This is a genomic window from Alienimonas sp. DA493 (assembly GCF_043951915.1).
GTDB lineage: Bacteria > Planctomycetota > Planctomycetia > Planctomycetales > Planctomycetaceae > Alienimonas.
Map to the genome: position 1 here is coordinate 1 of NZ_JBINJD010000211.1, position 7,332 is coordinate 7,332.

6 protein-coding genes are annotated in these 7,332 nt (G+C 74.7%); 5 read left to right on the plus strand and 1 reads right to left on the minus strand.

The window, feature by feature from the left end; all coding sequences use genetic code 11:
• A partial coding sequence (locus ACG2DA_RS20700) for an HAD family hydrolase (protein ID WP_395258329.1) occupies window positions 1-722 on the plus strand: 722 nt, incomplete at its 5' end.
• Here ACG2DA_RS20700 and ACG2DA_RS20705 read toward each other — a convergent pair.
• Window positions 719-1,813 (minus strand): sulfotransferase domain-containing protein, encoded by a 1,095-nt coding sequence (locus ACG2DA_RS20705; RefSeq protein ID WP_395258331.1) that lies wholly within the window; start codon window positions 1,811-1,813, stop codon window positions 719-721. The two genes, ACG2DA_RS20700 and ACG2DA_RS20705, sit on opposite strands and share 4 nt — an antisense overlap.
• Before the next feature lie 243 nt (window positions 1,814-2,056).
• On the opposite strand from ACG2DA_RS20705, the gene rsmH reads away from it, so the two are divergent.
• The 4 genes from rsmH to ACG2DA_RS20725 form a co-directional block, all read left to right on the plus strand.
• The gene (gene rsmH, locus ACG2DA_RS20710; protein WP_395258333.1) at window positions 2,057-2,941 is read left to right on the plus strand and encodes a 16S rRNA (cytosine(1402)-N(4))-methyltransferase RsmH; all 885 of its coding nucleotides are present in this window, start codon (window positions 2,057-2,059) and stop codon (window positions 2,939-2,941) included.
• A 58-nt stretch (window positions 2,942-2,999) separates the two neighbouring features.
• Window positions 3,000-5,414 (plus strand): LysM peptidoglycan-binding domain-containing protein, encoded by a 2,415-nt coding sequence (locus tag ACG2DA_RS20715; protein ID WP_395258334.1) that lies wholly within the window; start codon window positions 3,000-3,002, stop codon window positions 5,412-5,414.
• The gene (locus tag ACG2DA_RS20720) at window positions 5,411-5,692 is read left to right on the plus strand and encodes a hypothetical protein (protein WP_395258336.1); all 282 of its coding nucleotides are present in this window, start codon (window positions 5,411-5,413) and stop codon (window positions 5,690-5,692) included. Before ACG2DA_RS20715 ends, ACG2DA_RS20720 begins: the two co-directional genes overlap by 4 nt.
• 21 nt (window positions 5,693-5,713) lie before the next feature.
• The coding region (locus ACG2DA_RS20725) for a peptidoglycan D,D-transpeptidase FtsI family protein (protein WP_395258337.1) at window positions 5,714-7,332 on the plus strand (1,619 nt) is incomplete at its 3' end.

Sequence of the window (7,332 nt, forward strand, 5' to 3'; positions counted from 1 at the left end):
TCTCGCCCCGCCCCCGCCGCCGCTCCCTCCCCCGGACGTTCCCCCCCGCCGTGCCGATTCAAGCCGTCGCCTTCGACCTGGACGGAACGCTGATCAACAGCGAGGACGTCTTCGAGAAAGCCGGGGACGAACTGCTGGCCCGCCGCGGCCACGAGCACACCCCGGAGGTCCGCGGCCTGATGCTGGGCAAGCGGGCGGACGAAGCGTTCGCGGCCCTGATCGACCACCTGGGCCTGACGGAGTCCGCCGAGGAACTGATCGCCGAGTTGGGCGAACTGTTCCGCGGTCACGCCGAGGGGGGGCTGGAGCTGATGCCCGGCGCCCTGCCGCTGCTGGACCGCGTCGCCGCGGAGGGCCTGCCGACGGCGGTGTGCACCTCCTCGGACCGGGCCTACCTGCACGAGACGCTGGCCCGCTTCGAACTGATCGACCGATTCGACGTGCTGCTCGGGGCGGAGGACGTCGAGCGAGGCAAGCCGAACCCGGAGATCTACCTCGCCGCGGCCGACCGGCTGGGCGTGCCCGTGGGCGATCTGCTGGTGTTGGAGGACAGCGAAACCGGCTGCGCCGCCGGCGTCGCCAGCGGCGCCGTCGCGGTCGCCGTCCCGAACCGGCACACCGCCGCAATGGACTTCTCCGGGGCCGCCTTCGTCGCCGACGGTCTGACCGACGCCCGCATCGCGGAGTTGCTCGACGAGATCGCCGCCGGCCGACCGGTCTAGGCGGCCGCCGCCCGCGGCGGCGCCGACCGTTGGGGCACGGTCGCGGGGCCGAACGTTTCGTCGAAGCAGAGATCGCAGCCGAGGCGTCGCAACTCCGCCTTGCAGAACTCCGCGATCCGGCGCTGCTGGTCCGGCGTCAGCAGTTCCCCGCTGCCGCCGGAGACGCCGCGGCGGACCATCGGCGCCTCCAGGTCGGCCCACAGGCTGGCGATGTTGGGGCGGAAGCGTTCGTCGTGGGCCTTCATCCAGTCGCGCGAGGACAGCCGCAACACCTCGGCCCGCTCCTGCGCGGTCAGGTCGGCTCCGACGAACGCCGCCAGCCGGTCCACCGCGGCGCCGGGGTCGCGGGTCAGCTCCCGGAAGGTGAGGAACAGCACGTCCGGCCGGTGCCGCAGCGCCCAGAAGCCGGCGACGTGCTCCGCCCAACTGCCGAAGTGGTATTCGTTCCGCAGGAACGTGCCGAGCCACTCCTCGACCGACGGCATCGCCCGCCCGAACGCGATCCCCCGATAAAAGTGGTAGGCGCTGACGAACACGTCCCGCGGGTCGCGGGCCACGTAGACCCACTTCGCCGGCCCGGGCTCCTCCGGCACGGGCAACTGCGAGACCGGGAGGTGCGTCTTGATCACCCGGAACAGCCCGTCGCCCGGGTCCTCCCCCAGCGACGCCGTGCCGAGGGCGAAGGAGTCCGGCCAGGGACAGACGTCATGGATGTGACGGAACTCGCTGCGACCGCCGTGGGCGATCTGCTGGAGGATTTGCAGGGTGAGGTTGGTGCCGCTTTTGGGGAAGGTCACCACGAGCACGTCCCGGGCCGTCGGTTCGTACTCCCCGAAGCCCCCGCCGCCGAGCCCCTTCAGGCTGTCGGAGCAGCGCATGAACAGGCGGTGCAGGTGGGGAAACCGCCCGATCCGCTCCCAGGTGCGGATCAAGCCGCAGAGGGCCAGGCCGACGGTATTGCGGGCGACGCCCCGCACCAGCGGAGAGCGGGCCCGCAGGAAATAGGGTGGCGGAACGGGCGGCGGGGCGGCCGTTCGACGGCGGGACCCCGCGGCGACCTTGGCGGGCGGCTGAGCGGACGCCGTCGACATGGCTCGGTGGGCGATTCGGGCGGGGCGGGACAGTTGGGTAAAATACGATAAGCCGGGCCGTGAAACCCGTGCCACTTTTTTGATCGTTCCCCGGCGGGCGGGTCGGTGAGGCGGCGGCCGATCCTGCGGGTTGGAGCGGCCGCGGCGTCTGGTCTTCGCGCGCCGAGGGGTTTCCGCTAGACCCCGGCGATCGTGCCCGGTTCCCCGCCCCCGCCGTCCCCCCCGCCCGCCGCCGCGCGGCCGGTGCATCGCCCCGTGTTGGTGCGCGAGGTGTTGACCGCCCTGGCGTTGCAGCCGGGCCTGACGGTCGTCGACGGCACCGTGGGCGCCGGCGGGCACGCCGCGAAAATCGCCGCCGCCGTCGGCCGGACCGGCCGCGTGATCGGCGTCGACCGCGACGCGCTGATGCTCCGCCACGCCGCCGAGGCCCTCGCCCCCTTCCCTTGGGCGACGGTGCACCAGGCCTCTCACAGCGAACTCCGCGGCGTGCTGGACGACGCCGGCGTCGACCGGGCCGACGCCGTCCTGCTGGACCTCGGCCTCTCCAGCGACCAACTCGCCGACGAGACCCGCGGCTTCGCTTTCCAACTCGGCGACGGCCGCGGCGGCGGGCCGCTCGATCTGCGGTTCGACGTCCGCCACGGCCGCCCCGCCGCCGACCTGCTGGTCGAGGCCGACGAGGCCGAACTGACCCGCATTTTCACCGATTACGGCGAGCACCCCCGGGCCGCGGCGATCGCCGCAGAGATCGTCCGCCGCCGCGACGCCGCCCCGATCCGCTTCGCCGACGAACTGGCGGCGCTGGTGGAGTCCGTGGCTCCGGCCGGCGGCGGCTCGCATCCGGCCGTCCGCATCTTCCAGGCCCTCCGCATCGCGGTGAACGACGAACTGGGCCACGTCGAACGCACCCTCGCCGACGTGCTCCCCGCCGTACTGAAACCCGGCGGGCGGGCGGCGATCCTCACCTTCCACTCCCTCGAAGACCGCCTCGTCAAACGGGCGTTCGTCGAGGCGAACGGCTGGCGGCCGCTGGGCAAGAAGCCCGTGACGGCCACGCCCAGCGAAATCCGACTGAACCCCCGGGCCCGCTCCGCCAAGTTGCGGACGGCCGTTCGGACGACGGCCTAACGGCCGCCGGCGCCCCGAGACACCCTTTTTCGATCCGCACGGACGCGGGAGATTCGACATGGCGAACGAAACCAAAGTCGGCATCGCGGTGTTCGCGGTGCTCGTCGGCGTGTTCGGATTCGTCCTGCACCGCAAGTACGAAGACAAGCTGACCGCCCTCGCCGCCCTGCACGGGCCGGGCGACGAGGCGGCCGCCGAGGACGCCGCCGACGCCCCCCTCGCCGAAACCGGCGAGGCCGAGCTGGGCGAGGCGACCGCCGCGTCGAGCGCCGGCGATCTGGCCGACTTCGGCGACGCGTTCGGACAGGAGCCGCCCGCCGCTCCGGCTGCGGACGCGTCCCTCGCCGACGCCCCCGCCGCCGAGCCGGCCGACGTCGACCTCTGGGGCGCCGGGCCCGAAGCCAGCGTCGAAACCGCGGCGGTGGAATTCGTCGCCCTGGACGAATCCGCCGAGGCCGAGCCGACCGAGACTGCCGTCGCCGTGGATTGGTCCACCGGCAGCTTCGCCGAGCCGAGTCCTGAACCGGAAACGGCCCCCGCGAAGCCGACCGAGGTGGCCGCGGCCGACGACCCCTTCGCGGCCGAGATGGACGCCTTCGACACGGTCCCGAGCGCTGCATCGACGGCCGCCGCGACCCCCGCGGCGGACGCCGCCGAGGAGCCGGAGCCGATCGAGTTCGTCTCCGAGGCCCCCGCCGCGGAGCCGACCCCCGAACCCGACGCCGAAGCGACGATGGTCGCGGAAGCGGACGCGTTTGCGCGGGAACCGATCGAGCCGGCCCCGGCGGACGACGCCTGGCCCGCGGACATGGCCCCCGCCGACGCCGCCGCGGCCGACCCCGCTCCCGCCGCAACGCTCGCCGACGCGGAGCCGCCCGCCGCCCCGGCGGCGGACGCGGAGGCGGACCTGTGGGGCGCTGCCGAGGAGGAGCCGGCCGCCGTCGCCGCGACGCCGGCCCCCGCCGCCGCCCCGCTGTTCCCGGACGACGCCGCCCTCGCCGACGCGACCCCCGAGAAGACCCCGGCCGAGACCGCCCCCGCCCCGTCGCTCGACGCGGCCGAGGAGCCGGCCATGCTGGCGATGGACGAACCGGCCTTCTCGGAGGAAGCGACCTTCCCCGAGGAACCGGCCGCCCCGGCGGAGCCCGCCGCGATGGCGGGGGCCGTCGCCTTCGAGGCGGACGCCGCGGCGCCCGCCGACGGCGACGCTGACGCTGACGGAGAATTCTTCCTCGCCGCCGAGGAACCGGCCGCCCCGAACCCGGCGCCGGCCGCGGCCTCCGCGGACGCCTTCGCCGACGGGGCCATGTTCGAAGAGGCCGACGCGTTCGCTGCGGAGGAGACGCTGCTCGCCGAAGAAGCGCCCGCCGAGGCGGCGCTCTCCGCGGAGCCGGACCTGTTCGCCGCGACGGAGACCCCGGCCCCGGCCGCGGAAGAGGAGGCCGCCGTGCTGTGGGACTTGGACGAACCGGCCCCCGCCGCCGAGACGACCGTCGCGGAGAGCGCCCCGGCGACGACCGGCGACGATGCGTTCTTCCTCGACGCCGGCGAACCCGCTCCGACGGCCCCGGCCGCGACCGCTCCGAGCGCGACGGCCTCCGCCGCCGCCTCACAGGAACTCGCCGCCGTGGAAGAACCGTTCTTCGACGAAGGCCCGATGCTGGAGGCGACCGCCGAACCGGCCGCCGACGCCCCGATGGATCTCGCCCCCGTCGAACTGGCCGACACGCCCTCCGCGGCGGAGCCCGCCGCGGACGTGCCGGCCGCGCCGCCGATGACCGAATGGCCGGACCTCAACGCCCCGCCGGCCGCCGCGCCGGCTCCGAAGCCGCAACCGAACCCCGCCGCGAACTTGGCGGCGGACGAACCGGAGTCCGGCCTCACCCCGGTCAACTTCGCCCCGGACGCCAACCCGCGGCCCGCCGACCTGTCCGGCTCCCGTCCGGTCCGCAACGCCGAGGCCCAAACGCCGATGCCGCTGCGGTTCTCCGGTCCGAACGACCGCAAGGTGGTCGAGGTGCAGGAGGGCGAGAGCTACTGGGTTATCAGCAAGCGGGCCTACGGGGCGGCGAAGTACTTCAAGGCCCTCGCCCGGTACAACGCCCTGCGAATCCGCGACCCGCGGAACCTCAAGCCCGGCATGAAGGTGATCTGCCCGCCGCCCGCGACGCTGCTGGCCTACGACACCGACCTCGCCGACGCGGAACGGGCCGCCGAATCGCAGTCGGCGAACATCGGCTGGACCGGCATCGCCTACGACGAGCAGGGCCGCCCGGTGTACCGCGTCGCCCCCGGCGACACGCTGGGCGACATCGCCCACAAGCACCTCGGCCGGGCCAGCCGGGCGGAGCAGATCTTCGCCCTGAACCGGGACAAGATCCGCGACCCGCGGCGGCTCAAACCTGGGGTGGTGCTGAACCTGCCCGTGGACGCCGCCGGGGTGCGGCGGCGGGCGGAGAGCGCCACACGATGACCGTGCGGTTCGCGGCGGCGGCGGCGTTGATCTTCGCCGTCGCCCAGGTGGACGTCGCCCTGCGGCGCCGTACGAACGCCCTGCACGCCCGGTTGGCGACGCAGGCCGCGGCGGCCGACGACCTCCGAGAACGCCGGGCCCGCCTGCGGCTGGACACCGGCCTCGCCGCCGAGGCCGTCGCCGACGCCCCCGTCGGTCGCGGCCTGCTGGAACGGGCCGCCGCCGCCCCGCCGGACGCGGCCGCCCCCGTCGAACCCCCGCTGCTCTGGTGGCGCTAAGGCCCGCGAACGAATCCTCCCATGCCCGCGTCGCCCCGACTGCGTGAGACGGCGGCGTTCGTCGGCCTCGCCGCGTTCGCCGCGGCGATCGGGGTGCGGCTGGCCGTGCTGGCGATCGGCGGCGGCGAAGCGCTGGCGGAAACGGCAGTTCGGCAGCGACAGGTCGAAACGACGCTCCCCGCTCGCCCCGGCGACCTGCTCGACCGCCACGGCCGCCTGCTCGCCACGACGGTGACGGCCGACAGCCTGTTCCTCGTCCCGCGGAAGATCCCGCCGGAGAAGGTCCCGGCCTGTTGCGCCGCTCTCGGGGAGGCGGTCGACGTCGACGCCGCGAAACTGGAGACGCAGATTCGCGAACGGCCGGACGGTTGGTTCCTCTGGGTTCGGCGGCGTCTGGACGAGGACGCCGCCGAACGGGTGCGGGACCTCGCCCTGCCGGACGAATGGTGGGGATTTCGCCCCGAGTACCGCCGGCGGACGCCGCTGGGGCGGATCGGCGGCTCGGTCGTGGGTCTGCGGAACCTCGACGGCCGAGGCGTCAGCGGGATGGAGCGGGTCCTCGACGCTCGCCTCCGCGGCGAGCCCGGGCTGCGAACCACCGTCCGCGACGCCCGCGGCGGAGCCCGGGCCGTGCTGGAAAGCCGCTCCCGTCCGCCGGTCCCCGGGGAGGACGTGGCCCTGACGATCGACGCGGCGATCCAGCGCTTCGCCGAGGCGGAGCTGGACCGCGTGCAGGAGCGGTACGACCCGGTCTGGTCCTGCCTGCTGGTCACGGACCCGCACACCGGCGAGGCCCTCGCCGCCGCCAGCCGGCCGGCGTTCGACCCGGAGAACCTGGCCGGATTGCCCCCCGCCGCCTGGACGCACCACGCCTTCGGCACGCCGTTCGAGCCCGGTTCGACCGTCAAACCGCTGTTCGTCGGCGCCGCCCTGGCGGAGGGCTTCACCGCCGTGGACGAACCGATCGACTGCGAGAACGGCCGCTGGCGGGTCCCCGGCACCGGCCGCCTGCTGCGGGACGTGTCCCGCCGGGGAGAGCTCACGCCGGGCGAGATCCTGATTCACTCCAGCAACATCGGCGTCGCCAAGCTGGCCGGGCGAATGGGCAACCCGACGCTCTGCCGGATCGCCGCCACCTACGGCTTCGGCCGCCCCGTCGGGGAGGAACTGCCGGGCGCCGCGGCCGGCACGCTGCGACCGTTGGAGCAGTGGGACGACTACAGCACGCAGTCGATCCCGATCGGCCACGAATTGACCGTGACAGCGGCCCATCTCGCCGCGGCCCACGGGGCGCTGGCGAACGGCGGCACGCTGCTGCCGATCACCCTGGTGCGGGGCGGCCGGCCGCCGGTGGCGTCGCGGGTGTTGCCGCGGGAGTGGGCCGACTGGCTGGTCGCCGGGCCGCTGGCGGCGGTGGTCGAGGAGGGCACCGCCCGCCGGGCCCGGGACGACGACTACCGGCTGTTCGGCAAGACCGGCACCGCCCAACTGTGGGACGCCGAGGCCGGCCGCTACGCCGAGGACCGCACCACCGCCTCCGCCGTGATCGGCGGCCCGGTGCGGGCGCCGCGGCTGCTGGCCGTCTGCGTGGTGCACGACCCGCAGGGGGAGAGCCGCGGGGGCGGCGCCGTCGCCGCCCC

Excerpts from the sequence above, each read along its gene's own strand:
- ACG2DA_RS20705 (WP_395258331.1), bottom strand. The coding sequence starts at position 1,813 with ATGTCGACGGCGTCCGCTCAGCCGCCCGCCAAGGTCGCCGCGGGGTCC.
- ACG2DA_RS20720 (WP_395258336.1), top strand. The coding sequence starts at position 5,411 with ATGACCGTGCGGTTCGCGGCGGCGGCGGCGTTGATCTTCGCCGTCGCC.
- ACG2DA_RS20715 (WP_395258334.1), top strand. The coding sequence starts at position 3,000 with ATGGCGAACGAAACCAAAGTCGGCATCGCGGTGTTCGCGGTGCTCGTC.